The organism is Paragemmobacter amnigenus (assembly GCF_009908265.2).
Taxonomy (GTDB): domain Bacteria; phylum Pseudomonadota; class Alphaproteobacteria; order Rhodobacterales; family Rhodobacteraceae; genus Paragemmobacter; species Paragemmobacter amnigenus.
On sequence record NZ_JAAATX020000008.1, the window covers coordinates 41,993 to 67,542 of the forward strand.

The window sequence follows — 25,550 nt, forward strand, 5'->3', positions numbered from 1 at the left end:
CTACCCCCGCCCGATATAGGGCATGTCGCGCGCCATGATCGTCATGAAAGGCACGTTGACCGACAGCGGCAGCCCCGCCATGTGCAGCACGGCGTCGGCCACGTGGCCCACCTCCATCACCGGCTCCACCCGCACCGACCCGTCAGCCTGCGCCACACCCTTGGTGAACCCCGCCGAAATCTCGGTCAGCGCGTTGCCGATGTCGATCTGCCCGCAGGCGATGTCGAAGGCCCGCCCGTCCAGCGCCAGCGTCCGCGTCAGCCCCGTCACCGCGTGCTTGGACATCGTATAGGGCGCCGATCCGGGCCGCGGGACATGGGCGCTGATCGACCCGTTGTTGATGATCCGCCCGCCCTGCGGCGACTGGCGGCGCATCATCCCGAAAGCCTCGCGCGCACACAGGAACATGCCGGTGATGTTGGTCTGGCACAGCCGCAGCCAGTCCTCCACCGCGATCTCGTCGATGGGCAGCCCGGGCAGCGCGACACCCGCATTGTTGAACAGCACATCGAGCCGCCCCCACTCGGCCCCGATCCGCGCGAAGGCCGCCGCCACCTGCTCCGGCTCGCCCGCATCGGCAGGCAGGACCAGCGCCTCGCGCCCCCCCGCCGTCTCTTCCAACGCGGCGACCCGCCGCCCCAGCAGCGCCACGCGCCAGCCCGCCGCAAGGAAGGCCCGCGCCGTGGCACGCCCGATCCCGCTGCCCGCGCCGGTGATCAGGATGGTCTTGTCCGTCATGTCGCCTCCTCTGCGGCATAGTCGTATTTCATCAGCCACATCAGGCAGCGTTCCGTCTTCAGGATGCCGAACCCCGTCGCCGCCGCCACCTCCTGTGCCGTGGCACTGCCCCGCTCGCGCAGCGCATCGGCCACCTTCACCACGTCCTGCGGCCCCTCGAACACCCGCCGCGTCACCGCGTAATCGCGCAAGGCCAGCGCCCGCGCAACCGGCACGATCCCGCCGCGCCAGACGAAGCGCGCGCCCTGCGCCAGTTGCGCCGTGGGAAAGCCGCCCAGATAGGTCATGGGCGAGGGCGCGACCGGCAGCATCGTGGCGGGCAGCGCGGCAAAGCGCGCAGGGTCCGCCGCCCGCCGCCGCGCGTCCAGTTCCGCGAACAGGTCCTGCATCTGCGGCACCACCGCGCCCCAGTCAAACAGCGCCCGCGCCCGCGCGCGCCCCGCCTCCCCCATCCGCGCCCGCAACCCCGCATCCGCCATCAGCGCCCGCACCGCCGCCGCCATACCGCCCACATCGATCTGCGTCACGGCCGACACCTGGCTCAGATACTGGATGTAATTGTCCGTCCCCCCGAAATGCCGCAATCCGGTCAGCGCCACATGGTCGGGCCGCGCCGCCTTGGTCGGCACGCGAAAGCCCGAGGCCGCATCCACCGTATCCTTGATCCCGTCCCAGTCCGACGCGACGACAGGCAGCCCCGCCGCCATCGCCTCGACCGGCGCAATGCCGAAGCTTTCCTGAAGGTTGTCGATGGGAAACAGGAACATCTCCGCCGCCGACAGCGCCGCCAGCCGCCGCGCCGCCCCCTCGTGCGGCAGATGGTGCAGCGTCACATCCGGCATCAGCTCGGCCGCAGGCGCCATGAAGATGCGCCGCGAATAGTCGTCCGGAAACCGGCCATAGAGGATCAGGTGCAGCTTCCGCCCCGCCCCCGCCTGCGCCTGCTGCAACGCGATATAGACGGGCAGCGGATCGAACTTCTCGTGCGGCGACAGCCGCGCCACGACCAGCGCCACCGCATCCCCCGCCCCGATGCCCAATTCGGCCCGCAGTGCCGCCCCCGCCGCCGGATCGGTGGCGAACTCGTCGCAATCCACGCCCAGCGGGATCACCGGCATCTGCGGCCGCGGCGGCACGCCGCCGCCGAAGCGGCGCCGGTGATGCGCGTCGATCAGGTCCATCTGCATCCCCACCGCCGCCTTGACCGAGGTCGAGGTGCAGATCACCGCATCCCACTCCGCCTGCGGCGCGGCCCGCAGATGCCAGGCCCCCTCCATCACCGCCTTGGTGGAAATCGTATGCGTGATCCCGCAGATGGAATAGGCGGTGGCCCCCCAGACCTCGCGCCGCCACGCTTCGGTCGCATAGTTCGGCCCCGAAAAGAACATCATGCGCACAGGGGCCATCGCGGGCACATGGTCCAGACGGACGGACCGCGCCCTCTGTCCCGGCACCAGCTCCGCCGCCAGCGCCTCGAAGGCCGCGCCATCCGACGGGCCATGCGTCAGCGCGACCCATTCCTCCACCTCGGCATGGCGGAACCACCCGCGCAGGAAGCTTTCCCCCGCCATCCGCCGCCCGTTCACCCCCTTGCCGGGATCATATCCGTCCGGCGCATACCAGATCGCCGCATTGCGTGCCGCCCCGCTCATGCCGCAACCCTCCGCCGCATCCACAGCCACGGCGTGGGCGAGGCCCGCCACTCCCACAGCAAGAGCAGCCGGTCCAGATCGCCCAAGGCTTCCGCCCATGCCGGCAGCCCCGCATCCTCCAGCTTGCGGTCGATCCGCACCACCTCATGCGTCGCGGCGAAACGGCGGGTCAGCAGGTCGATCCGCCCCGCCTTGATTCCCTCATGCACCTCGACCAGCACATCCGCCGCCAGCAGCCCTGGCGCGGCCACGGGGTCGAGCAGCACCTCCTCGGCCCCCTCCGTGTCGCACAGGATCACCGTCCGCCCCGCCACCAGCGCGGCCAGCCCCGCAGGCGTCACCTCGCCCCCGATCTCCACCCGCGCGACCACGCCATTCGCCTCGGCCATCTGGCGGCACAGCGCCTGCGCGCGCGCATCGCTGTCGCGCGCGAACACCCGCGCCGCGGGCATCCGCAGCGCCAGCCCCACGGCATAATACCCCTCGGCACAGCCCACATCGACGACGCGGTCATAGCCGCCCGCCACGATCCCCTCGATCACCGGCGCAAGGCTTGCCTCGTAACTCCCCACCAGCCGCGCATTGCGCGACCCTTCGGAACTGCGCACCGGATAGGCCATGCCGCGGAACGGCCCCGACAGCACGCGGTCCCCCGACCGCTCCACCAGCGCGCCCTCAAGGACATGCGCCCGCCACTTCGCCAGATGCCGCAAGGCCAGCGCCAGCCGCTGCGGCGTCGGCTCGTCGGCAAGGATCTCGTCCAGTTTCCGCCGCACCGCCCAGTTGAATTCCGAAACCATCTCGCACCACTCCCGAACGCACCTTTCGTCCATGCTACGGGCCGCCCGCGCGCCGGTCCAGCCCGCGCCATCCACCTTGACGCCCCCTGCGGCGGCAGGGCATCACGGGCGGGTCATAACCGGTGCAAAGGCAAAGCATGAAGGCGGAACGCAAGCCGGAACGGCCACGCGGGGCGTCCGATCTCTGGGGCACGGTCCCCTTTTCGCTCAAACGCCACAAAAGCCCGCACGGACAGGTCACCGCCGTCTCGATGATGAAGGACGAAGGGCCCTTCGTCCTCGAATGGGTGGCCCACCACCTCGCCATCGGCTTCACCGACCTTGTGGTCTATACCAACGACTGCTCGGACGGCACCGACGACATGCTGATCCGGCTGGAAGAACTCGGCCTCGCCCATCACCGCCGCAACGTGATCCCCGACGGCATCCGCCCCCAGCCCAGCGCGCTGAACCACGCGCAGGACGAACCGGTCGTGTGCAAATCCGACTGGGTCATGGTCTTCGACGCCGACGAATTCCTGTCCATCCGCCACGGCGACGGCACGCTCGACGGCCTCATCGCGGCGGCCCGCGCGCAAGGCGCCAATGGCATCGTCGTGACATGGCGCATCTTCGGCTCGGGCGGGGTGGTGGATTGGTCCCGCGCCCCCGTCACCGAACAATACCTGATGGCCGCCCCCACCGACTGGAACAAGGGCTGGGGGGTCAAGACGCTCTTCACCTTCGATCCCGACTACTGGAAGCTGGGCATCCACCGCCCCAAGATGAAGAACCGCCACATCGACACGCCCTTCCCCGACACGGTCAAATGGCTGAACGGCTCGGGGCGCGAGATGGAGGATTACTTCAAATTCCGCGGCTGGCGGTCCATCACCCGCACCGTGGGCTATGACTGGGTGCAGCTCAACCACTATGCCGTCAAATCGGTGGACAGCTACGCCATCCGCAAGATGCGCGGCAACGTGAACAACAAGAAGGACAAGTACAATTCCGACTACTGGTCACTTCAGGACCGCAACGAGGTGCGCGATGACACCATGCTGCGCTACACCGACCGTCGCAACGCCATCATGGCCGAACTCCTGACCGACCCCGTCCTGCACCGCCTGCACCATGCCGCGCTGGACAGGGCCGAGGCGCGTCTGGCCGAGCTGAAGCAGACCGAAGCCTATCACCAGCTTGTCGCCGACCTCGCCCGCGCCTCTGCCGTCCCGATTGCCGAGATCACCGCAAAACCGCCCCAGCCGCGCGACCGCGAAAAGATCGCGGCGCTGATGTCCGATGTGGAGAAGCGCCGCAGCGCCAAGGCGAAAGAGGACCGCCGCGCCAACCCGCCCGAAAAGCCCGCCGTCATCCCCGCAGGCAATTACCGCGCCACGCCCGAAGACCCCGCACCCGACATTCCCCTCGACTGGGTGCAGAACCATACCGTGCTGGTCCCGCTCGACGCGCGCATCTTCACCGCCCCCGCGCTCTCGGTCATCGCGGCGGGCAAGTTCGAACGCGGCCTTGCGCGCCGGATGCCCTCCACCCTGCCCAAAGGCGCGACCGTCCTCGACCTCGGCGCGGGCTGCGGCTTCCTTGCCGCGCACCTGTCGCGCACCCGCCCCGACCTCGCGCTTCTGCTGCAGGAAGACAACCCCGCCCTGCGCGCCGTCCTTGCCCGCCTTGCCGCCCGCAACGACCGCGCCTTCACCGACCGCTTCCGCCTGCTCGACACCCCCCTCGGCAACGACCCCGCCGCCACACTCGCCACGCTCATGACGGCGCACCGCCCGACCGTCCTCCTCCTCTCCGACCCCGCGCTCGCGCCCCTGATGCTCGCAACCCTCCTGCCCGCGCTCGACCCGCAGCCGGAACTGCTCTTCCTTTCCGGCCGCTGGATGGAGACTTGGCACCGCCACGCCGCCGCGACGGATGCCGCCCTTGCCGCGCTCGGCTGGCATGGCCCGCAATTCGGCTTCGACCCCGCCCTCACCCGCGGCTACGGGCGTGTCCCCGCTCCCACACCCTGATCCCGCGCGCCCCGCTCCGTCCGAAAGCATGGACAGCCACACAGCCTTCGGGCATTGTTGCGCCCAAAGATAAGGCCCGACACAGCGGGCACAGTCACGAGGCACCGATGTCAGTACCGCAACGCCGCCCCGTCGCCTCCCTCTGGATCGGCGACCGGCTCCATTACCTCAACCAGCTCTGCCTTCTGTCGCATGTCCGGCAGGGCCATCCCACGATCCTCTACTGCACGCACGATGTGTCGAACGTCCCCGACGGGGTCGAGGTGCGCAAAGCCACCGACATCATGAAGATCGACATGGACATCGTCTCGCAGACGTCGGAATCCTTCCTGTCCAACGTCTTCCGCTACAAGATGATCAAGGCGATCGACGCCGTCTGGATCGACTGCGACGCCTATTGCCACAAACCCTTCCCCGACGAGATGGACAACATCTTCGCAGGCCACGGCTTCCGCGGCGCGCTGAACTGCGGCGTGGTCTACATCCCGCCCAAGGGCGAACTGATCGACCGCCTGCTCGACTATTACGAAAACCTGCCCGAAGCGCCGGCATGGTTCAACAAGCAGCAGCGCAAGAAACTCGACAAGCAGGACCGGTCCCTTCCGCAGGCCGTCCGCATCTACAACGCCGAACGCACCGCCTTCGGCCCGCAGGCCTTCACATGGTTCGCCCAGCAGACCGGCGACTATGACAAGGCGCTGACGCCCGACGTCCTCTACCCCGTGCCCTTCCAGCTCAACGACGTCTTCTACGATCCCCACGGACGGGTCGAGGGGCACTTCACCGACAACACCCTGTCGGTCCACCTCTACACCAACGGCACCAAACCTTGGTGGCGCCGCAACCCGCCCCTGCCCAATTCATACGCCGCCCGCATGTGCGACATCGAAGGCGTCGATCCGGCCAAGGCGCTGGAAGAATAGGCCCGCCCATGTCCGGCAGTGACGAGTTGGCGGGGGATGACGATGTCCCCGATACTTCCAAGTCCAAGGCCGAACTGAAGGCCGAAGCGCTGATCCGCCGACAAAAGCGCAACCTCCGCAAGGCCCGCGAAAGACCTTTGCCGGGAAATACGACGCGAACCGCGTCAGCCTCGACTGGATCTGATCACGCCTCCGCCGCGGCCTTGCCCGCCTGCGAGATGCGCCGCACACCGGCATGGCGCTGCAACATGTCCTTGGCCTGCCGCACCAGCCCGTATTCCTTCACGATGTCCCAGTTGCGGTAATGCACCGTGAAGATCTCGCGGTCCTTCGGCAGGGGCTCGCCCCGCTTCATCCCGCCAAGGATCCAGTGCTGCTCCTTGGGCAGCAGATGCCAGTCCAGCCCCGCCTTGCGGATCGCCAGCGGCAGCGACATCTGGTCCAGATAGGGCCGCTTGGCCGGAATATCCGGCGCCGCATCCAGATCCCCCGCAACCTCCATCCAGACCTCGGGAAAACGCCGTCCCCGCGCGTCGCGGTGCCGCTCGGGAAAGCAGAACAGCCCGCTGGAGAAATAGGGCATCCGGTCCTTGCCGCGCCGCTGGTTCATCAGCCGGATGCGCTCCTGCGGCATCTCGACCCCCGCCGCGGCATAGATCACGGGCCAGACCTCCTGCCCCGCCCAGCCCATCGACGCCGCGGGCGTCAGGCTGACGCGGCCGGGCTGGATCAGCTTGGCCGCGTCATTGGGCCTGAGGAACAGGATGTCGCTGTCCAGAAAGCAGGAATAGTCCGTCTCCCGTTCCTCCACCGCCGCCAGCAGCTTGTTGCCATGCGGATAGGGCGGATCGAACCGCCCCTCGGTCCGCATCGGCCGCACCTCGCAGCCCATCCGCCCCAGCACCTCCAGCACCTTCCCGTCCAGCTCGCCCATGCGATGCGCGGGGCAATAGCCCACCATCGCCACCGTCTCCCCGAAATTCTCGCGGATCGACGCGGCCAGATAACAGGCCATCAGCTGGTATTTCGGCGGCTCCACGATGAAGAAGAAGGTCAGCGCTGCCATCAGTCCTCCTCGGCATCCCCGTGCCGCTCGCCCTTGCCCAGCGGGCGCATCTCCCCGCCCCGCCGCGCCGCGAACTCGGCCAGCATCGCGCGGACCTCCTCCGCCTTCGGGAGTTTCGGGCGAAAGCTCTTTGCCACATAGCCCTCCGCCGCCAGCCGCCGAAACAGCGCGGCAAAGTCGATCTCGCCCACCGACCGGAAATCCACCCGCGCCGCCTCGCCCGAGACCCAGTCGGTGCGGATCACATCCACCACATCCGGCTCCACCCCGCAGAAGGACCGGAACTGCAACAGGTAATCCGCCGCATTGGCCCGCGACCGGCGCAGGATCATCGCCACCCGCGTCCCCGGATCGGTGACATAGGCCGCCAGATGCAGCGCGGACCCGTCCAGCGCCACGATCCGCTCCGCCGCGCGATAGCGCGCGATCTGCACCTCCAGCGGATGCCGCTCGGGGTGGAACACCTCGTATCCCGCCCGCGCAAGGTTCTCCTCGATCACCGTCTCGCCCAGCACCCCGCCCCGCTGCGCCGCCAGCCGCGCGCGGCTGATATAAAGCTTCTTCGAACCCTCCGGCGCTACCGCCGCCCGCAGCCGCCCCTGCATGAAGGCGCGATAGGCCGGACTGCCCGCATAGCGCTCCGACCAGCCGAAGCCCAGCTCGGGCACAAACAGCCGCTCCACCCGCAGGGGCGTGCCAAAGGTGCGGACAGGCGGCGTGATCCCCATCAGGCGATAGAACCGCTCATGCCCCTCCATCGCCTTCTCGATCGCGCCCACCTCGCCGCGATAGGGCAGGTAAAGGATGCTCTCCACCGCCACCGGCAGATGGTCCAGCGCCCAGAGCCGCGCCGTCGATTCCACAAGGAAATGCCCGAAATGCCCGCGGAAATGCCCGCCGAACAGATGCGCCCCCGCCAGATGCCCCACCGGCTCGTCCTTGGCCAGCGTGGGCGCGGGCATGGGTTTGCGCGCACGGATCCAGCCCTGCGACAGCGCGCACCACGACCCGTCCGCCCGCAACACGCCCGAGGCCAGCTTCGCATCCCCCCCGCGCTCGGGCACCACGATCGCCCCGCGCAGATCGGCGATCTCGCCCGCAAAGGGCGGCTGCGGGTCACCCGCCGTCACGCGCAGGATCACCTCCTGCGGCCCCTCCGCGACCGCCACGGCCTCCGCCTCGGCCCCCTCCACTGGCCCCTCCACCCGCTCCTTCGCCAGCCGCCGCGCCTCGCGACGCGCGAATCCGCTGTCCGGCGCGCTGGCCTTCACCACCTCCAGCGCCCCCGCAAGCAACCGCTGATGCCCGCGCGCCCGCGCCTCGGCCACCAGCGCGCGCTGCCACGGCACCTGCGCCCGCCGCGCGCGGAAGGCCCGCCAGAACGCGCCCCAGTCCGGCGTCCCGCGCACCACGCCCTCGATCAGCTCCTGCAAGCCCCCGACCGTCTTGATCGCCCGGATCGCACGATGCCCCGTCAGCGGCACAGGCACATGCCGCACCCCCTCGCCCACGACGCGCAGCGCGTGCATCCGGTCCTCGCGCACATAGGGATCATAGACCAGCACCACCTCGCGCCCGCCCTGCCCCGCCACGGCCCCGTCACGATGGGCGGGACTGTCCCAGTCCCATTTCTTCATCGCATAACGATAGCGTTTCTCGAAAGGCACGACCTTCCGCGCGAGCGAACTTTGCGGGCTGAAGGCCAGCACCGCCGCACCGGGCACCAGCGGCGCAAAGGCCAATGCCGCAAAGCCCCCCATCGAGGCACCGACGAACACCACCCGCCGGAACCGCGCGAAAAGCCCCGCCTCGCGCAGCGCCGTGATCAGCGGCGCGGTATCCTCATTGCGATACCAGTCCTTGCGGCTTGCCATGATCCCCAGAAGCGGAATTCCGGCCTGCCGCATCCGCCAGCGCAGCCACGGCTGGGGCGGGTCATATTCCCCGATGGACGACAGGTTGTCGAAGGTCACCGCCAGCACGTCGCAGCCCGGCGCATCCTCGAACCACGCATCGACCAGACCGCCGCGCAGCAGGAAACGTTCCATCCCCGCGCCGGTCGCGGCATCGGGCACTTCGGGCGGGACATCGACCGTCACCCGCTTGGCCACGGGCGCGGCGGTCTCCTCCGCCTCTGCGGCTTCAAGGCTCACGCTGCCCGCCCGGCGCGGACAGCCCCGCACATCGCACCCATCCCGAACCCGCCACTCCCTGCCCGCACCACATGACACCACCCTCTCGGACGGGGTGTTCGCTCCAAAGGATACGCGCCCGCATCCCTTGGGTCAAACCAAGCCTTGCCGCCGCCCTAACCACGGGTTGCAACAGCGCCCGATCCGCAACCCGTGGCAAAGCCTGCCGCGCGGCGAAGCGGTCCCCACAAAAACTTTGCTTGCCAATTTTCCGAATCATGCGACCAATACGGCCCAAGACCTGCCTCGGAACGGCAGGTCAAACCGCACGCCCGCCGTGCGGAGATAACAGGGGAGCTTACATGACAAAGTCCATCATCGACCGCCGCACGCTGCTCAAGGGCACCGCCCTCGGCCTCGGCGCACTGGCCGCACCGGCGCTGATCTCGCGCAAGGCGCTGGCCTCCTCGGGCGAGCTGAACTTCACCGGCTGGGCGGGCTATCCCGCGCTGGCCGAAAAGGTGTTCCCGGCCTTCGAGGCCGCCACCGGCATCAAGGTGAACTTCAAGGAACTGCCCGATCAGGACACGATGTTCGCCGAAGCCAAGGTCGCGCTGGAAGCCGGCGGCATCGACGTGATCGAACCGACCATCGACCGCGTCGGCGCATGGGATTCGAACGGCCTTCTGGGCGCCTTCGACGAATCCAAGCTGGCGATGGACAACTACCTGCCGGGTCTGGCCGATGGCGCGGCGGGCGAACGCTCGCGTCCGGGCGGCGCGCTGAAATACGTCCCCTCCGTCTGGGGGACCGAGTCGCTGGTGGTTAACACGACCGACGCCAAACTCTCCTCGCCCGCCTCGCTGGGCGACCTCTTCAACCCCGAAAACCAGGCCGTGCTGCGCCCCCATTCGGCGCTCGCCGCGATGGGCCGCTGGCTGGACGCGCAGGGCAAGCTGCCGCGTCCGTGGATGGACGGCTATTCCGACATGGGCGCCATGGTCGAACTCTGGGACATCGCGCTGGCCGAGGCCGTGAAGGCCAAGGGCAACGTCGTGCAGTGGTGGTCGGGCGAGAACGAGGCGAACGCGGGCTTCACCGCCAACGGCGCCACCGTGGGTCTGTGCTGGGATTCGACCGGCTTCAACCTGCGCAATGACGGCTATGCCTACCTTGCCCCGGTCGAAGGCGCCTTCGCGTGGCATCAGGGCTTCGTCATGATGAAGAACGCCGCCAACGTCGAACAGGCCCATGAATTCGTGAAATGGGTCTCGACCGCCGAAGGCGCCGCGGGCTGGGCTTCGGCCTTCTCGTCGAACCCCGTCGGCAAAGGCGCGCATGACCTGCTCGATCCGGCCGTGGCCGAATACTACAACGGCACCTTCAACGACGAGGCGCTGTCCAAGCTCTGGTGGTGGCCCGACCAGTCGGCCGAATTCCTCGCCAAGCGCGCGGAATACGCCGACAAGTACAAGGCGGCCTGATCGCCCCGCCTTCCACCGCACGCCGGGCCCTTTGGCCCGGCGTGTCCATTTCGCAGGCAACCCCGTCGCTCTGGACCGATCCGGCGGCGCAATCTGGCGATACACATTGCGCCGCCAGTCCAGCCTGCTAGCTTCACGACAACGAAAACAACAAAGCCACGACCAAGGGGAAAGTCGCGCGATGAGCGCCGGTATTGATCTTGAAAACGTCTGCTGCGACTTCGGCAGCTTCCGCGCGGTGGACCACGCCAACGTCTCCATCCAGCCCGGAGAGTTCTTTTCCTTCCTCGGCCCCTCGGGCTGCGGCAAGACCACCATCCTGCGGATGATCTCGGGCTTCATCGACCCCACGCAAGGCTCCATCCGCATCGGCGGCAAGGACATGCGCGGCCAGCGCCCGAACCAGCGCCCCACCGCGCTGATCTTCCAGAACCTCGCGCTCTTCCCCTTGATGCCCATCTGGGAAAACATCTCCTTCGGGCTGGAAGTGCGCGGCGTGGGCAAGGCCGAACGCCGGGCAAAGGCCGAGGAACTGCTGAAACTCGTCGACCTGCCCGGTGCCGCCGACAAGATGGTGTCGCAGCTTTCCGGCGGCCAGAAACAGCGCGTCGCCATCGCCCGCGCCCTTGCGGTCGAACCGCAGGTGATGCTGCTGGACGAACCGCTCTCCGCGCTGGACCTCAAACTCCGCCAGCACATGCGGGCCGAGCTGCGCGCCATCCAGAAACGCACCGGCGTCACCTTCATCTACATCACCCACGACCAGGGCGAGGCGCTCGCCATGTCCGACCGCGTCGGCGTCATGTCGCATGGCCGCATCCAGCAGATCGCCAATCCGCGCGACATCTACAACAACCCCGTCAACGGCTTCGTCGCCTCTTTCGTGGGTGAAAACAACATCTTCACCGGCGACGTGGGCGCCACCGCCGACGGCATCGCCGCCTTCTCCACCCCCCACGGCACCTTCCGCGCCCGTCTGGGCGAAAAGGCCACGGGCAAGGGCGTGAAACTCTACGTCCGTCCCGAACACACGCTGATCTCTCCCGCCCAGCCTGCCGAAAACGCCATCCACGGCCGGGTCGAGGAAGTCTCCTTCGAAGGCAATTTCATCGCCATCCACGCCGTCACCGACAGCGGCATGAAGATGACGGCGGAACTCCGCAACGACGGCTCCTCCGCCATCCCCGAGGTCGGCGCGCAGGTCTGGATGGGCTTCGACGCCACCCGCGCCGCGATCCTGCCCGACGCCGAGACAAAGGGGTAAGCGATGCAGGACCTTTTGCGCCGCTACGGGGCGGGCCTGACGACCATCATCTGCCTGCTGGTCTTCTTCTGGCTGGCGATCCTTGTCGTCATCCCCAACATCACCCTCTTCGAAAGCTCCTTCCGCCCCTATCTTCCCGTCACCGAAGTGGGCGGTCCCAAGGATGTCTATTCCTTCGACAACTACCTCAAGGTCTTCGGGGGCGAGGTCGAGGTGTCGCCCCTCGGCTTCACCTTCCTGATCCCCGTCCACGTCCTGACCTTCTTCCTGACCATGTGGTATTCGGTCGTGGTCACCGTGCTCTGCTTCGCCATCGCCTATCCGATGGCCTATTACATGTCCAAGATCGCCAATCCCCGCTCGGTCCCGACGCTGGTCCTGCTCATCTTCGTCCCCCTCTGGGTGTCCGAGGTGCTGCGCGCCTTCGCCTGGTGGATCATCCTTGCCTTCAAGGGGCCGCTGAACTCGCTCCTGCTTGCGCTGGGTCTGATCGAGGCACCGGTGCGCTGGATCACCGATTACGATGCGGTCGTGATCGGTCTGATCTACACCTATGTCCTCTTCATGCTCTTCCCCGTCTACAACGCGATCTCCTCGCTCGACACCAACCAGATCGAAGCGGCGGAAGACCTCGGCGCGCCATGGTGGAAGATCCACTGGCGCATCGTCCTGCCCCATGCCAAGCCGGGGGTCGCTTCGGGTTCGGTCATGGTGTTCATGCTCTCGGCGGGCTCGCTTCTGGTGCCCTCGATCCTTGGCTCCACCACCTCGCAATGGTTCACCCAGACCATCAACCAGTGGTTCAACGACGCGCTCGACTGGAACACGGCCAGCGCCTATGCCTTCCTGCTGCTTTTCCTCTGCACGGTTTTCGTCGCGCTTGCGATGTGGGCCTTCAAGGTCAAGCTGTCGGATATCGCGAAGTAAGGGGGGACAGACATGCATCGCATCAGGCTGACCCTCTCGCATCTCTACGCGACGGTGTTCATCGTCTATCTCATCGCGCCCCTTCTGGTCATGGCAGGGGCCGCCTTCAACGACAGCAAGCTCCCCTCGATCGTGCCGTGGAAGGGCTGGACCACCCGCTGGTTCGCAGAGATGGCCGCCGACGACCGCATGATGCTGGCCTTCGTCAACACGCTCTGGGTCGCCGCCGCGGTGGCGATCCTGTCGGTGATCGTGGGCACGGCCTCGGCCATCCTCATCAACTCGATCTCGGGCCGCGTGCGGACGATGATCTACGGGCTGATGATCTCGACCATCCTGATCCCGGGCATCGTGATCGGCATCTCGACCATGCTGCTCTGGACCAAGGTGGGCAACACGCTCGACACCGACTTCTTCCTCTTCGGCGCGGGCCTGCACCTGTCGGTTCTGGGTCAGGTCAGCTACATCGCCGCAATGGTGATGCTGCTCGTCCTTGCCCGCCTCCAAAGCTTCGACACGGGGCTCGAGGAGGCGGCGCTCGACCTCGGCGCATCGCATGCGCAGGTGATGCGGCGGATCCTGCTGCCCCACCTCTACCCCGCCATCGGCGCGGGCGCGGCGGTCGCCTTCTTCCAGTCGATCGAGAATTACAACGTCACCCAGTTCACCCGCGGCGGGGCGGATACGCTGACCGTCTATGTCTTCTCCAAGGTGCGCTCGGGGATCACCCCCACGATCAACGCGCTGGCCGTCATCATGATCAGCGTGACGATCCTTGCCGCGATCCTCTACGAACTCCGCCGCCGCCGTCAGGAACGCCTGATGGCCGCCATGGCCCCGCCCGAGGAGTAAGGCAGGGACCGGCCGCGACAGACGGACGGCAAGCGCCGGAGGCATCGGCACAGACGGCACGGACAGGCACGGATGCCGCCCCCTCGTGGGCGGCGCCCGTGCCCCCCGATCCTGCCTGTCCGTTGCGCCGCCCCCTGCCTTACCGCCCGCTGCGTGCTGACAGCCGGCGGTACAACCATCGGCACAACCAGCGGCACCGCGCCGTTTCGGGCACCGTCTTTGGACTGGTATGACAACCCTTTCGACGCTATGACCGATGGTACACCTCCCCCGATCTGGCAGCCGTGTCGTTTCTGCCGCAGGACGGACGGAGGACCGGAACAACACAGGCACGGGTGCGGGCATGAATGACGGGCCGATCCGCAAGCGCAAACTGGGCGAGGAGGTGCGTCTGCGCCTGCTGCGGCTGATCGAGGGTGGCGAATTGCGGCCCGGGGATCCGCTGCCGTCAGAGCGGGAATTGATGGACCGTCTGGGCGTGGGACGTCCCGCCATCCGCGAGGCGATGCAGGCGCTGGAACACAGCGGCCTGATCGAGATCCGCCATGGCGAGCGGGCGCGTGTGGCCGAACCGTCGATGGGGCGGATGGTCGGGCAAGTGACTGAAACCATGCGGCATTTGCTGTCGCATTCGCCGGCCTCCCTGGAAAATCTGAAAGAGGCACGGGCAACCTTCGAGGCAGAGATGGCGCGGATCGCGGCGCGCAAGCATACGGCGGGCGATCTGGAGCGGCTGGAGGCCACCGTGGCGGAACAGGAGGCCGCGCTGGACCAGCCAGAGCGGTTCCGGCGGCTGGACGGGCGGTTCCACCGCGAGATCGCGGGGATCGGAGGCAATCCGATCTGGACTGCGCTTTCGGACGGATTGTTCATGTGGCTCAATGATTTCCACGTCGATCTTGTAGCCGCGCCGGGTAAGGAGCATCTGACGCTGGCCGAACATCGCGGCATCATCGCGGCGATCCGCACCGGACAGCCGGAGCGCGCGGCGCAGGCCATGGCGGACCATCTGAACCGCGCCAATGCCCTGTACCGGCGGGCAGAACGGGGCGGCTAGCAGCACCGCCGCAGGCCGTGCCGCCACCTGTGCAGACAGCCGTACATACGCAGCGCACGCCAAACCTCGATCCGCCGCAACGGCGGGCCCTGTCACGGGGGTGGCCATCTTGCCGCTCTCGGGTCACTGGTATAATCACTATCCAACCAAGACGGAGCAGCCCCATGCGTCAAATCCGGACCGGACCCGTCTCGTTCACCCTGCTGGAAGGTGACCTGCGCTCGATCCGGCTGGGGGGGGTCGAAGTGCTGCGCCGCCTGTCCTATCCGGTGCGCGATCCGCAATGGGGCACCCATGCGGTGGAGACGCTGTCCGAAGAGTTGCACGAGGGCGCAGAGGGCGTCACCTACACGCGGCGCTTCGCCGGACGGGGGGCGATCTTCGGCGGCATCTTTCGCGCCGTGGTCCGGCCTTTGCCGTCGGGGGCGCATCTTCTGCTGTCGGTCGAGATGGATGCGCCTGCCGATCTGGCGGTCAACCGCGCGGGGTTCACGCTGCTCCATCCCCTGCGCGGCGTGTCTGGCGCGGCGCTGCGCGTGATCCATCCCGACGGGTCGGAAGAGGCGACGGAATGGCCAAGGCTGATTTCCCCGGCCCAGCCCGTACGTGACATCGCCGGACTGTCGCATGTCGTGGACGGGGTGACGGTCGATATCCGGATGCGCGGCGAGGTCTTCGAGATGGAGGACCAGCGCAACTGGTCCGATGCGAGTTACAAGACCTATTGCCGACCGCTGGCATGGCCCCTGCCCTTTGCCCTTGGCCCTGCCGCGCCGGTGCGGCAGGAATTGGACATCACGCTGACCGGCGCGCCCGTGGCAGCGGTGACGGGGGATGCAGCGCATGACGGTTCCCTTCCGCATGTGGCTGTGGCGGTGGAGCCGGGCCTGACGGTCGCGCGGGTTCTGGCGGGGCTCGAGGCATTGCCGCGCCTGTTGCGGGTGCGGGCGGATGCGGCGGTGGAGGTTCTTGCGGGATTTGCGACAGGGGGGCCTGTGACGCTGGAGGTGATCCTGCCGGACGACGACGATCCTGCGGCGTCTCTGGCAGCGCTGGCCCTGCGTTGCGCGGCGGCGGGGCTGCGTCCCCTACGCGTGGTGGCCCTGCGCGAGAGTTATATGAAAAGCCACCAGCCGGACGGGGTCTGGCCAAAGGGGCCGCGCCCGATGGACCTGATCGCGGGGGTCCGTTCGGCCTTTCCGCAGGCGGCGGCAGGGGGTGGCATGTTCACCAATTTCACCGAGTTCAACCGCTGCCGCCCCGATCCGGCGCAGATCGACTTTGTCACCTGGGGTGGGACGGCCATCGTCCACGCCGCCGATGACCTGAGCGTGATGGAAACACTTGAGGCGCTGCCGCAGATCTTCGCTTCGGGTCGGGCGATCGCGAGGGGGCGGCCATTGCATCTGGGCATGTTTTCCATCGGAATGCGGTCGAACCCCTATGCTACGGACTGCCTGCCCAATCCGGCGATGGAGAGGCTGGCCATGGTGCGCGACGATCCGCGGCAGGCGACGGGCTTTGCCGCGGCCTTTGCGGCGGGGGTACTGGCGGGGGCGGCGGCCGGAGGGGTGGCGTCGCTGGCGCTGTCGATGACGGACGGGCCGCTGGGTGCGGAGGGGCGGCCCCTGGCCCAAGTGGTGGCCTGGGCCGCGGCGCGGGCCGGCATGGCCTGTCGGGTCCGGGGGGGCGATGTGGTCCGCATCGACACGGCCAAGGGGGCGCTGCTGGCCAATATAGGGGGCGAGGCGGTGGCCCTGCCGGATGGCGCGCGCGGGCGGCTGTTGGGCGAAAGCGGGCCGCGCGATCTGGGCGGGGTGAGCTTGGTGCCCTGCGGGGTGGCTTTTCTGGAAGGGGGCGGGGCATGACCCATCGCGGGGTGCTGATCGGTTGCGGGTTCTTTGCGCGCAACCACATGGCGGCATGGGCCGAGCTGGAGGGGGTGGAGATCGTGGCGGTCTGCGACACGGACGCCGCCAAGGCCGCCGCCTATGCGCGCGACTTCGGGATCGCGCGCTGGGGAACGGATGCGGCGGCACTGCTGGCCGAGATTCGGCCCGATTTCGTGGACATCGCCACCACCGTGGGGTCGCACCGCGCGCTGGTGGAACTGGCCGCAGGGCATGCGCGGCTGGTGATCTGCCAGAAACCCTTTGCCGAGACGGTGGAGGATGCGGCAGCCATGGTGGCGGCCTGTGCGGAGACGGGCGCGATGCTGGCCGTGCACGAGAACTTCCGCTGGCAGCGGCCCATCCGCGAGGTGAAGGCGCTGGTCCGGGCGGGGGCGATCGGGGTGCCGCGCTGGCTGCGGCTGTCGTTCCGGCATGGCTATGACATCTATGCCAACCAGCCCTATCTGGCCGGGGTGCGCGATCTTGCACTGACGGATATCGGGCTGCATCTGTTCGACATGGTGCGCGACCTGATGGGGGATATCGACCGGCTGTCCTGCGAGGTGCAGCGGCGCAATCCGCGGGTGGCGGGGTTCGACGCGTTTCAGGCGCTGCTGCGGCACCATTCGGGCGCGGTGAGCACGGTGGAATGTTCCTTCCATTCGGTGCTGTCGCCCGATCCCTTTCCGCAAAGCCTGTTGCAGATCGAGGGAGATGGCGGGTCGATCGAGGTGACGGCGGGGTTCCGGCTGCGCCTACACCGCGCGGAGGGGGTGGAGGAGCGGGATGTGGAACCGCCCTGCCCCGTCTGGGGCGAAAGGCCGTGGCATCTGATCCAGGATTCGGTGCTGGCCTTCCAGCGGCAGGCCGTGGCGGCGCTGGACGGGTGCGGGACGGTGGAGCCGAGCGGGGCGCATAACCTTGGCACGCTGGCCGCCGTTCTGGCCGCGATCAGGGCGGCGGAGCGGGGGACGGTGGAACGGGTCTGACCAGTTCCCAGCCCTGCGGCCCGCGCGCCCAGTCATGCGCGAGATCGGGTTCGAAACGGCCTGACGGCGTTGCGCGGTAATGGGTGAGGCGCGCGCCCGTGCCGGTCAGGTCGATGCAGGTGAAGGCGTTGCCGTCGCCCCGGGTGCGGTCGGACAGGCAGGTGCCTGCCTGCACCGACAGGATCGCGGGGGCCGCCGCCAGCGGGGCGATATGGGTGAAATGCAGGTGGCCCGACAGGACCATCTCCACCCCGAGATCGCGGAAGGCCGCAAGGGCGGCGGGCGCACCATGCAGCGAGGGCGGCTCGCCCCGCGCGGGTTCGGGCGGGTGGTGGAGCGCCACGATGCGGTGGCGGGCGCGGCATGTCGCAAAGCTGCGGGACAGGGTGTCAAGCTGGGCCGTCGTGATCGTGCCATCCTTCCAGCGGCGCGGATCGGCGGTGTTCAGTGCGACGATGGCTGTATCGGCGGCGGTCAGCGTGGCCTGCAGCGGCTGGCCCAGATGACGCTGCCAGTGTCCCCATGGCTGCAGCAGCCGCCGGAGCGGGTTCCACAGGGGCGTGTCGTGATTGCCGGGGATGGCCAGCACGGGCGCGGGACAGGCGGCGAGGAAGGCACGGGCGGCGCGGAACTGGGCGGGGCGCGCGCGCTGGGTCAGATCGCCCGAGACGACGGTGATATCGGGCGAGAGCCCGCGCAGGCAGTCGGCCAGCGCATCGGCCAGACCGTCCGGCACGGTGCCGAAATGCGGGTCGGACAGGTGGAGGATCCGCGTCACGTCCGCACCTTGTCCATCTCGTCGGGGATTATGATCGACAGGGCATCGGTCCGGATTTCCAGCTTTAGCGGCGCAAGCAGGCGACGCTTTTCGCCGTCGATCGCCACGCGGGGGCGGCGGCGCGGTGTGCGGATGGTCAGGCTATGCGCGGCGAAGAGGTCGACATCGTCACCCGGCACGAGGCGGCGGAAGGCAAGGTGCAGCGCCAGTTTCAGCAGATGCCACCGCGATCCGCTGCGGGCGACGAAGACGGCGAAGCGGTCGTCGCTGATGATGTCGCCCGCCGAGAGGCCGAACCGTTCCAGCTGATAGGCCGAGCGGGCAATGAAGACGAGCGGGGTGCGGATGTCGCGGATGCCTTCCTCGGTCTCGATCCGCAGGTGGCGCAGGCGTTGGGCGCGGATCAGGGTGGCGAGGACGGTCCAATAGGCAAGAAAGCGGAAGCGGCCGAAGCGGGCATAGGCGGCCTCGCGTTCGGCAAGGATGCGGGGGTAGAGGCCGAGGCTGAGATTGTTCAGGAAGAGCCGCCCGTTCACGGTGCCCACCGAGATGCGGTGCGGGTGGCCTGCAAGGATGGCGCGGGCGGCGGCGGCGGGGTCTTCGGGCAGGCCCAGCCCGCGCGAGACGAAGTTGAAGGTGCCCAGCGGCAGGATGCCGAGGCTGGCCCCGCTGCCCAGCATCGCCTGCGCCACGGCGGCGACGGTGCCGTCGCCCCCCGCCGCCACGATGGTGGTGAAGCCGTCGGCAAGGGCCGCGCGCACCGCATCCTCGAAGCTTTGCCCGTCGGACAGGCGGCGCAGGGGAACGGTCGGGCCGAAGGCCGCCATGGCAGCCGCAAGGGCCGTGGCGTCACGGCTTGCCAGCCCCGCAGAGGGGTTGGCAAGGACGCAGATGGTGGCGGCATCGACGGGCATCCCTTGCAGATAGGCGTTCCGCCGCCGGTTGTAAGGGTCAGCCCTGCGCCAGATCCTCGAAGAGCCGTGCCACGCCCTCGGCCCCGGGGTCGTTGAACCCCGCCAGCTTGTCCGCCGACAGATAGGACGCCCGCCCCGCCTTGGCGCGCGTCATGCCTGCCGTGGCATCGGCCCCCTTGCGTGCGGCGGCGGCGGCGGCGGCCACGCCCTGCGGCAGGGCGGCGAGTGCGGGGGCCAGCGCATCGATCATCGTGCGGTGTCCGGGTTCCGCCCCGCCTACCTGCATCACGCGGTCGAGCCCCGCCGCAAGCGCGCCGATCCAGTCCTTGCCACCGGCCGAGGCATCGCCCGCCGCGGCGAAGAAGATGGCCAAGAGCACGCCGGACGATCCGCCCATGGTCTGCGAGAGTTCCATCCCGATGGCGCGGTAAAGCTGCGTCGGGTCCGCCAGCGGCAGCCGGTCCAGCGCGGCAAGCAGCGCGCGGGCGGCACCGGCAAGGGTCGATCCGGTATCGCCGTCGCCCGACTTGGCATCCAGCGCGTTCAGGTCCTTCTCGCAGGCGATCAGCGCGGTGCAGCAACGCTCCAGCAGCGCGCGGCGGGCGGGATGGGCGGAAGGCACCGGCTGCACGGGGGCAAGCCCGTCAGGCAGGGGCCGCGTCGCCACGGGGGCAAGGGTGGCCAGCGCCGGCCATGCCTGCGGGGCGGCGGGGGCGGCAAGATGCGCAACCTCATCCGCCGTCACGGGCAGGAGCGACACCGAAAAGCCGTGCATGTCGAGCGAGGTCATCAGGGGCGCGGGGCCGATCATCCATTTCACGCGCGCGCCAAGGGCCGAACGGGCCAGTTCCTCGGCCAGCACCGACATCTCGAGCGGCGTGGTGGAGCCGAGGTTGTTCAGCAGCGCGACATGGTCCCCCTGCCCCAGATGCGGCGTCAGGCGGTCCACCACCATGGCCATGGCGGCGCGGGCACCGGAGAAATCGACCTGTTCCACCCCCGCCTCGCCATGGATGCCGAGGCCAAGCTCGGCCTTGCCGCCGCCGATGCGGTCCTCCTTGGGCGAGCCGGGGACGGTGCAGGTGTCCAGCGACATGCCGATAGAGATGGCCCCGCCGATCACGCGGCGGGCGGCGGCGGTGATGCTGTCGAGGTCGGCCCCCGACTCGGCCATGGCGCCCGCGATCTTGTGGACGAAGAGCGTTCCGGCCACGCCCCGCGCCTGCGGCAGGTCGGGAAGGGCCACGTCGTCATCGACGATCACCATCGACACCTTCAGCCCGAAGGCCCGCGCCCGTTCGGCGGCAAGGCCGAAATTCAGCCGGTCGCCCGTGTAGTTCTTGACGATCAGCAGGCAACCCGCCTTGCCCGTCACCGCCAGTATCCCCGCCAGCACGGCATCGACGGAAGGGCTGGCAAAGACATCGCCGCAGACGGCGGCGGTCAGCATCCCCTGCCCCACGAAGCCCGCATGGGACGGTTCATGCCCCGACCCGCCGCCCGAGACGAGCGCGACCTTCGACCGGTCCCAATCGGTGCGGACCACGACCTTGATATGCGGATAGCCGTCCAGCCGCGCCAGCCTGCCGTTCGAGGTGCGGATCAGGCCGTCCAGCGCCTCGGTCACCAGCGTTTCCTTGGAGTTCATGAACTGCTTCATCGCGGGCTCCTGTCAGATGCGGTTGCCGCTGGCGTCGAACCAGAGCGGATTTTCGGGGCAGATGGAAAGGGCATCGCCGGGGCAAAGGGGGGTGTGCGGGTCGGCAAGGGTGACGATGTCATGCCCGCCCATGGTCAGGTGCAGGCGGGTCTGGTCGCCCAGATGTTCGACGCGGCGGACGGTGGCGGGCTGGCCCTCTCCGATCCGCACATGTTCGGGGCGCAGGCCGATCTGCGCAGCACCCGCCTTGGCCGTGCCGAAGGCATCGGCGGGCAACAGGTTGATGCGCGGCTGACCCAGACGGCTGGCGACATAGGCCGAGACGGGGTTTTCGTAGATCTCTCGAGGACTGCCGAACTGGACAAGGCGACCGCTGTCCAGCACGCCCACATGGGTGGCCATGGTCATCGCCTCGATCTGGTCATGCGTGACGTAGAGGAAGGTCGCGCCAAGGTCGGAATGGATGCGCTTCAGCTCGATCCGCAGATCGGCGCGCAGCTTGGCGTCCAGCGAGGACAGCGGTTCGTCCATCAGGTAGATGCGCGGATTGCGGACCAGCGCGCGCCCGATCGAGACGCGCTGCATCTCGCCCCCCGAAAGCTGGGTCGCCTTGTTGTCGAGCTTGTGGGCGATCCGCAGCACCTCGGCCACCTCGGCCACTTTCCGCGCGATCTCGGCCTCGGGCCAGTTCAGGACGGGCGAACGCAGCGGGAAGGCAAGGTTGTCGCGAACGGTCAGGTGGGGGTAGAGCGAATATTGCTGGAACACCATCGCCACATCCCGCTGTGCGGGCGTGTCGGTCAGGACCGAGCGGCCCGCGATGGCGATGTCGCCTGCATCGGGCCGGTCCAGACCCGCGATCAGGCGCAGCGTCGTCGTCTTGCCCGCGCCCGTAGGGCCAAGGAGGACGACGAAGGCGCCGTCGGGGATGGTCATTCTGACCCCCTCCAGCGCGCGGGTCGCGCCGAAGGATTTGGTCAGGCCGGACAGCGTCACCTCAGCCATGGTTCACTCCCGCATTGGCCGCCGTGCGGAAGGCGCGGCCCGTGCCTGCATCAAAGACGGACAGGGTGCGTGCGTCGAAGTCCAGCCCCACCGTCTCGCCCACCCGCGCCACATGGCCCGAAGGGATGCGCGCCTTGACCGACCCGTGCGCGGTGGACAACGTGACGATCTGCGTCGTGCCCAGATATTCCGCAGCCTCGACCCGCCCGCGATAGGCGCCGGCATCGCTCAGCGCCACATGCTCGGGGCGTACGCCAAGGACAAGCTGCCGCCCCGCCGCCTCTTCGTGCAATTCCGGCGTCGCGATCCGCACCCCGCCCAGCGTCACCGCAGTTTCCCCCGGACGGAAGCCACCCTCGAAGCGCAGGAAATTCATCGCGGGCGATCCGATGAAATCGGCCACGAACATGGTGGCGGGATGGTCGTAGATCTCTTGCGGGGTGCCGAACTGTTCGACCACGCCGTGGTTCATCACGACGATCTTGTCGCCCATCTGCATCGCCTCCAACTGGTCATGGGTGACATAGACGGTGGTCGCCCCCATCCGGTCATGCAGCGCGCGCAGCTCTTCGGCCATATGTTCGCGGAATTCGGCATCCAGCGCGCCCAAGGGTTCATCCATCATGAAGGCTTTGGGATTGCGCACGATGGCGCGGCCCAGCGCCACCCGCTGCCTGTCCCCGCCCGAGAGGCCGCCCACGGGCTTGTCGAGAATGTTCTCGATCCCCAGGATCCGCGCCACCTCGGCCACCTTGGCCGCGACCTGCGCCTTCGGCACGCCTTGGCTGACCAGCGGATAGCTGATGTTCTTTCGCACGTTCATATGCGGGTAGAGCGCGAACATCTGGAAGACCATGGCGATGTCGCGCTGGCTGGCGGGGCGCTGGCTCACATCCTCGCCGTCGATGAGTATCTCGCCCGAAGTGGGCAGTTCCAGCCCCGCGATCATGCGCAGCGTCGTGGTCTTGCCGCAGCCCGACGGGCCCAGCAGCATGAAGAACTCCCCGTCCCCGATGGTGAAGGACGATCCCTTCACCGCGGTGAAGGACCCGAATTCCTTGCGCAGGTTGCGGATGACGATTTCGGCCATGGCTATTCCGGAAAATGCGAGACGATGATGAACATCACCGTCCCCGCAAGGGTGACGAGGAAGCTCCAGGTATAGAGCGCCAGCGCGAAGGGCTGCATCAGCATGAACACCCCCAGCGCGATGAGGAAGGTGGCAAGCATCTCCCACGGGCCGCGGCGCAGGCGCAGAAGGCCTTTCACGAAACCGGACATGACATCCTCCCGCAGGGCCGGTTCTTCTGCAAAGAACCGGATGGCGATCTTTCTGCGAAAGACCGGACAGTCGCGCGACGCCGTGATCCTTCGCAGAAGGATCGTCCCCGCAATTTTTCGCAGAAAAATTGCGCCCCCGTCATTTCCGCACCGCGCCGAAGGTGATCCCGCGCAACAGGTGCTTGCGGAGCAGGATGGTGAAGATCATCACCGGAAGGAGGAAGATCGTGGCCCCCGCCGCGACGGCGGGCCAGTCCTGCCCGCCCACGCCGATGATCGTGGGGATGAAGGGCGGCGCGGTCTGGGCCGTGCCGGAGGTGAGCAGCACCGCGAAGGCATATTCATTCCAGGCGAAGATCAGGCAGAAGATCGCGGTCGAGGCGATGCCGGTCGCCGCCTGCGGCAGCACCACCTTGCGGAAGGCCTGAAACCGCGTGTAGCCGTCGATCAGCGCGGCCTCTTCATACTCGCGCGGGATCTCGTCGATGAACCCTTTGAGCAGCCAGACGGCCAGAGAGATGTTCACCGCCGTGTAGAGCAGGATCATCCCCAGATGCGTGTCCGACAGGCCCAGTTCGCGATACATCAGGTATATGGGAATGGCGACGGCGATGGGCGGCATCATCCGCGTCGACAGGATGAAGAACAGCAGATCATCCTTGAGCGGCACCTTGAAGCGCGAGAAGGCATAGGCCGCCAGCGTGCCGAGGAAGATCGAAAGGAACGTCGACCCGAAGCCGATGATGACCGAATTCAGGAAGCGTTCGCCAAAGCGCGAGGGGCCTGCGATGACCATGCCCTGATCGCGGACGATTTCGTCATACCATGTCTCGGGCGGGGGAAGGTTCTGGAACTCTTCCGCCGCGACGCGGGTGCGGGTGGTGAAAAGGTTGACGTAGCCTTCGAGCGACGGCTCGAACAGCACCTTGGGCGGATAGCTGATGGAATCCGGCCCCGACTTGAAGCCGGTGGAGATGATCCAGACCAGCGGCAGCAGCGTCACGATGGTATAGAGCGTGACCAGCAGTCCCGCGACGAGTTTGGAGCGGCCCGAGGGTTCGGTGATGGAATAGGCGGTCATCTTTCCTTAACCTTGTTCAGGGCCTTCACGTAGATGGAAGCAAGGCCGAAGACCGTGACGAAAAGGATGATCGCATAGGCCGAGGAATAGCCCGTGCGCCATTTCTCGAAGGCCTCGCGTTTCAGGTCGATGGAGGCGAGCAGCGTCTCGTTCCCGGGACCGCCGCCCGTCAGCAGGACGACCATGTCGAACATCTTGAAATTCTCGATGCCGCGGAACAGCACGGCGAGCATGAGGAAGGGCAGCACCATCGGCACGGTGAGCGTCCAGAACTGCCGCCATTTGCTGGCGCGGTCGATCTCGGCCGCCTCGTAGATGTAGTCGGGGATCGACCGCAGGCCGGCAAGGCAGATCAGCATGACGAAGGGGGTCCACATCCACGTGTCCACGATGATGATGGACCATGGCGCATAGCCGCCCGGGCCGAGCATTGAGAAGGACGAGGCAGGCGTGCCGGTCAGCAGCTCGACCATATAGTTCACCAGCCCGATCTGCGGCTGGTAGAGGAAGGTCCAGAAATTCCCCACCACGGCAGGCGAGAGCATCATGGGCAGCACGATCAGCGTCGTCAGCAGGTCGTTGCCCTTGAACTTGCGGTTGATGAGCCAGGCGAGGGTGAAGCCGATCAGCACCTGGAAGAACAGGGTCCAGAACAGGAAATGCGCCGTCGTCTGCATGTTGGCCCAGATGCCGTCATCGGTCAGGATTCGGATGTAATTCCGCAGGCCCACGAACTCGACCTCTTCATTGGGCCGGTTGGCGCGGTAGTTGGTGAAGGACAGGCGCACCGTCCAGATCAGCGGGAAGATGTTGATCGCCAGCAGAAGGAAGATGGTTGGCGCCACGAAAAGCCATGCGATTGTCCGGTCCGACAGGCCCCTGATACGGCGGGCGAGCGGGTCTGGCGTGGCGCGGGCGGCGGCGTCGATCGGGTTCGGCATGGGCGGGCGCTTTCGGGTGCGTGATCCTTACGGTCGGGCGAGTCGGGCGGGTGCCCTTCCCTGCCCTGCCCCCAAGGCGGGGACGGGTGCGGCGCTGCG

General features: G+C 67.8%; 22 protein-coding genes. 9 read left to right on the forward strand and 13 right to left on the reverse strand.

All coding sequences use genetic code 11. The features are described 5' to 3' along the window. The 3 genes from GU927_RS12200 to GU927_RS12210 are packed head-to-tail and all read right to left on the reverse strand — an operon-like array spanning window position 1 to window position 3,190. Window positions 1–738, reverse strand: a complete 738-nt coding sequence (locus GU927_RS12200) for an SDR family oxidoreductase (protein ID WP_161762731.1) — start codon at window positions 736–738, stop codon at window positions 1–3. Continuing rightward, the gene (locus GU927_RS12205) at window positions 735–2,390 is read right to left on the reverse strand and encodes a glycosyltransferase family 4 protein (protein ID WP_161762732.1); all 1,656 of its coding nucleotides are present in this window, start codon (window positions 2,388–2,390) and stop codon (window positions 735–737) included. The genes GU927_RS12200 and GU927_RS12205 overlap by 4 nt, the downstream gene beginning before the upstream one ends. Continuing rightward, the gene (locus GU927_RS12210) at window positions 2,387–3,190 is read right to left on the reverse strand and encodes a class I SAM-dependent methyltransferase (protein ID WP_161762733.1); all 804 of its coding nucleotides are present in this window, start codon (window positions 3,188–3,190) and stop codon (window positions 2,387–2,389) included. The genes GU927_RS12205 and GU927_RS12210 overlap by 4 nt, the downstream gene beginning before the upstream one ends. Window positions 3,191–3,327: 137 nt before the next feature. Between GU927_RS12210 and GU927_RS12215 the strand changes: the two genes are divergently transcribed. Together GU927_RS12215 and GU927_RS12220 are read left to right on the forward strand one after the other, a co-directional pair. Further along, the gene (locus tag GU927_RS12215) at window positions 3,328–5,205 is read left to right on the forward strand and encodes a glycosyltransferase family 2 protein (protein ID WP_232489207.1); all 1,878 of its coding nucleotides are present in this window, start codon (window positions 3,328–3,330) and stop codon (window positions 5,203–5,205) included. A 107-nt stretch (window positions 5,206–5,312) separates the two neighbouring features. After that, the gene (locus tag GU927_RS12220; RefSeq protein ID WP_161762734.1) at window positions 5,313–6,128 is read left to right on the forward strand and encodes a hypothetical protein; all 816 of its coding nucleotides are present in this window, start codon (window positions 5,313–5,315) and stop codon (window positions 6,126–6,128) included. 184 nt (window positions 6,129–6,312) lie between these two features. On the opposite strand, the gene GU927_RS12225 is transcribed toward GU927_RS12220, so the two are convergent. Continuing rightward, a complete protein-coding gene (locus GU927_RS12225; RefSeq protein ID WP_161762735.1) occupies window positions 6,313–7,194 on the reverse strand; it encodes a hypothetical protein in 882 nt (293 codons plus the stop codon). Further along, window positions 7,194–9,347: a glycosyltransferase family 61 protein gene (locus GU927_RS20635; RefSeq protein WP_161762736.1), complete on the reverse strand. Its 2,154-nt coding sequence runs from the start codon at window positions 9,345–9,347 to the stop codon at window positions 7,194–7,196. The genes GU927_RS12225 and GU927_RS20635 overlap by 1 nt, the downstream gene beginning before the upstream one ends. Window positions 9,348–9,688: 341 nt before the next feature. Here GU927_RS20635 and GU927_RS12235 point away from each other — a divergent pair, with 341 nt between their 5' ends. The 7 genes from GU927_RS12235 to GU927_RS12265 all read left to right on the forward strand — a co-directional run bounded on the left by GU927_RS12235 (window position 9,689) and on the right by GU927_RS12265 (window position 17,791). After that, window positions 9,689–10,810 (forward strand): extracellular solute-binding protein, encoded by a 1,122-nt coding sequence (locus GU927_RS12235; RefSeq protein ID WP_161762737.1) that lies wholly within the window; start codon window positions 9,689–9,691, stop codon window positions 10,808–10,810. A gap of 181 nt (window positions 10,811–10,991) precedes the next feature. Beyond that, window positions 10,992–12,074, forward strand: a complete 1,083-nt coding sequence (locus GU927_RS12240; RefSeq protein ID WP_161762738.1) for an ABC transporter ATP-binding protein — start codon at window positions 10,992–10,994, stop codon at window positions 12,072–12,074. Window positions 12,075–12,077: 3 nt separating this feature from the next. Then, window positions 12,078–13,001 (forward strand): ABC transporter permease, encoded by a 924-nt coding sequence (locus GU927_RS12245; protein ID WP_161762739.1) that lies wholly within the window; start codon window positions 12,078–12,080, stop codon window positions 12,999–13,001. Window positions 13,002–13,013: 12 nt separating this feature from the next. Further along, window positions 13,014–13,853 (forward strand): ABC transporter permease, encoded by an 840-nt coding sequence (locus GU927_RS12250; RefSeq protein WP_161762740.1) that lies wholly within the window; start codon window positions 13,014–13,016, stop codon window positions 13,851–13,853. A gap of 343 nt (window positions 13,854–14,196) precedes the next feature. After that, window positions 14,197–14,910 (forward strand): transcriptional regulator NanR, encoded by a 714-nt coding sequence (gene nanR / locus GU927_RS12255; RefSeq protein ID WP_161762741.1) that lies wholly within the window; start codon window positions 14,197–14,199, stop codon window positions 14,908–14,910. Between the two features lie 164 nt (window positions 14,911–15,074). Further along, the gene (locus GU927_RS12260) at window positions 15,075–16,778 is read left to right on the forward strand and encodes a hypothetical protein (protein WP_161762742.1); all 1,704 of its coding nucleotides are present in this window, start codon (window positions 15,075–15,077) and stop codon (window positions 16,776–16,778) included. After that, window positions 16,775–17,791 carry a Gfo/Idh/MocA family protein gene (locus GU927_RS12265; protein ID WP_161762743.1) on the forward strand — a complete coding sequence of 339 codons (1,017 nt, stop codon included), beginning with the start codon at window positions 16,775–16,777 and terminating at the stop codon, window positions 17,789–17,791. Before GU927_RS12260 ends, GU927_RS12265 begins: the two co-directional genes overlap by 4 nt. Here the strand turns inward: GU927_RS12265 and GU927_RS12270 are convergent. The 8 genes from GU927_RS12270 to GU927_RS12305 form a co-directional block, all read right to left on the reverse strand. Further along, window positions 17,754–18,569, reverse strand: coding sequence for a metallophosphoesterase family protein (locus GU927_RS12270; protein WP_161762744.1), 816 nt, complete (start codon window positions 18,567–18,569; stop codon window positions 17,754–17,756). The two genes, GU927_RS12265 and GU927_RS12270, sit on opposite strands and share 38 nt — an antisense overlap. After that, window positions 18,566–19,483, reverse strand: coding sequence for a diacylglycerol/lipid kinase family protein (locus GU927_RS12275; RefSeq protein WP_161762745.1), 918 nt, complete (start codon window positions 19,481–19,483; stop codon window positions 18,566–18,568). The genes GU927_RS12270 and GU927_RS12275 overlap by 4 nt, the downstream gene beginning before the upstream one ends. Before the next feature lie 37 nt (window positions 19,484–19,520). After that, window positions 19,521–21,143 (reverse strand): dihydroxyacetone kinase subunit DhaK, encoded by a 1,623-nt coding sequence (locus GU927_RS12280; protein ID WP_161762746.1) that lies wholly within the window; start codon window positions 21,141–21,143, stop codon window positions 19,521–19,523. A gap of 12 nt (window positions 21,144–21,155) precedes the next feature. Continuing rightward, the gene (locus tag GU927_RS12285) at window positions 21,156–22,148 is read right to left on the reverse strand and encodes an ABC transporter ATP-binding protein (protein WP_161762747.1); all 993 of its coding nucleotides are present in this window, start codon (window positions 22,146–22,148) and stop codon (window positions 21,156–21,158) included. Next, window positions 22,141–23,238: an ABC transporter ATP-binding protein gene (locus tag GU927_RS12290; RefSeq protein ID WP_161762748.1), complete on the reverse strand. Its 1,098-nt coding sequence runs from the start codon at window positions 23,236–23,238 to the stop codon at window positions 22,141–22,143. Before GU927_RS12290 ends, GU927_RS12285 begins: the two co-directional genes overlap by 8 nt. 2 nt (window positions 23,239–23,240) lie before the next feature. Continuing rightward, window positions 23,241–23,429, reverse strand: coding sequence for a hypothetical protein (locus tag GU927_RS12295; RefSeq protein ID WP_161762749.1), 189 nt, complete (start codon window positions 23,427–23,429; stop codon window positions 23,241–23,243). A 139-nt stretch (window positions 23,430–23,568) separates the two neighbouring features. After that, complete coding sequence (locus tag GU927_RS12300; RefSeq protein WP_161762750.1) at window positions 23,569–24,510, reverse strand: carbohydrate ABC transporter permease; 942 nt, start codon at window positions 24,508–24,510, stop codon at window positions 23,569–23,571. Continuing rightward, the gene (locus GU927_RS12305; protein WP_161762751.1) at window positions 24,507–25,451 is read right to left on the reverse strand and encodes a carbohydrate ABC transporter permease; all 945 of its coding nucleotides are present in this window, start codon (window positions 25,449–25,451) and stop codon (window positions 24,507–24,509) included. Before GU927_RS12305 ends, GU927_RS12300 begins: the two co-directional genes overlap by 4 nt. Between the last annotated feature and the right edge of the window lie 99 nt (window positions 25,452–25,550).